Raw genomic sequence first — 1272 nt, forward strand, 5'->3', positions numbered from 1 at the left:
ATAGCAAGATTGAATTCCTTGCTGCAGGAGATATTAATTCTGGTTCAAGTGATGCAGTTAATGGTTCACAGCTTTATGCTCTAGGAAGCGGTGTTGCTACGTCTTTAGGTGGTGACGCTAGCTATGAGGATGGCAAGTGGGTCGCTGCTAAATTTAAGGTTAAGACCTTCAGTGAAGATGAAACGGAAGATACGAAGGAATATGAGACTGTAGCAGCTGCCTTTGATGGCGTTAATGTCGCTTTCACAAACTTTGGTAACAAAATCACCAATCAGATTAAGCAAGAGCTTGGTAATCAGATCAGCGAGCAGATTAAGAGTGATGCGTTGTCATGGAATGATGGGGAGAAAGCGTATGATGCAGGTCATGGAGTAGAAAGAGCAAGAAGTAACAGCAAGATTATGCATCTTGCGGATGGAACGGTTGCCTCTGGTTCAAGTGATGCAGTTAATGGTTCACAGCTCTATGCTCTAGGAAGCGGTGTTGCAAAGACATTGGGTGGTGACGCAAGCTATGAGGATGGGAAGTGGGTCGCTGCTAAATTTAAGATTAAGACCTTCAGTGAAGATGAAACGGAAGATACGAAGGAATATGGGACTGTAGCAGCTGCCTTTGATGGCGTTAATGTCGCTTTCACAAACTTTGGTAACAAAATCACCAATCAGATTAAGCAAGAGCTTGGTAATCAGATCAGCGAGCAGATTAAGAGTGATGCGTTGTCATGGAATGATGGGGAGAAAGCGTATGATGCAGGTCATGGAGTAGAAAGAGCAAGAAGTAACAGTAAGATTATGCATCTTGCGGATGGAACGGTTGCCTCTGGTTCAAGTGATGCTGTTAATGGTTCACAGCTTTATGCTCTAGGGAGCGGTGTTGCTACGTCTTTAGGTGGTGACGCAAGCTATGAGGATGGCAAGTGGGTCGCTCCTACATTCCATTTTAAGAGTTTCAATGACAATGGTGATGTTACTGACACGACTTATACTGATGTAACCTCTGCCTTTACAGGTGTTGGAGATTCATTTGAGAAAGTTAAAGATCAGTTTGCGAATATTAAGGATGACATTGGCAAAGAGATCAACGCAGTTCAAAGTGATGCTTTGTTGTGGGATGGCACTAAAGGTGCGTTTGTCGCAGAGCATGGTGAACAAGGAGCAAGAACGAATAGCAAGATTACATCACTTGCCAATGGAGATATTAATTCTGGTTCAAGTGATGCAGTAGCTGGTAATCAACTTCATACTCTAGGGAGCGGTGTTGCTACGTCTTTAG

The 1272-nt window shown here is 43.6% G+C and carries 1 pseudogene; it reads left to right on the top strand.

Annotation, left to right across the window (positions count from 1 at the left end):
* Positions 1-1272 (top strand): annotated as a pseudogene (locus PVV65_RS09800) (hypothetical protein); the annotation flags it as partial.

It is taken from the genome of Bartonella sp. ML70XJBT, assembly GCF_028618425.1.
In the GTDB taxonomy this organism is placed as follows: Bacteria; Pseudomonadota; Alphaproteobacteria; order Rhizobiales; family Rhizobiaceae; genus Bartonella.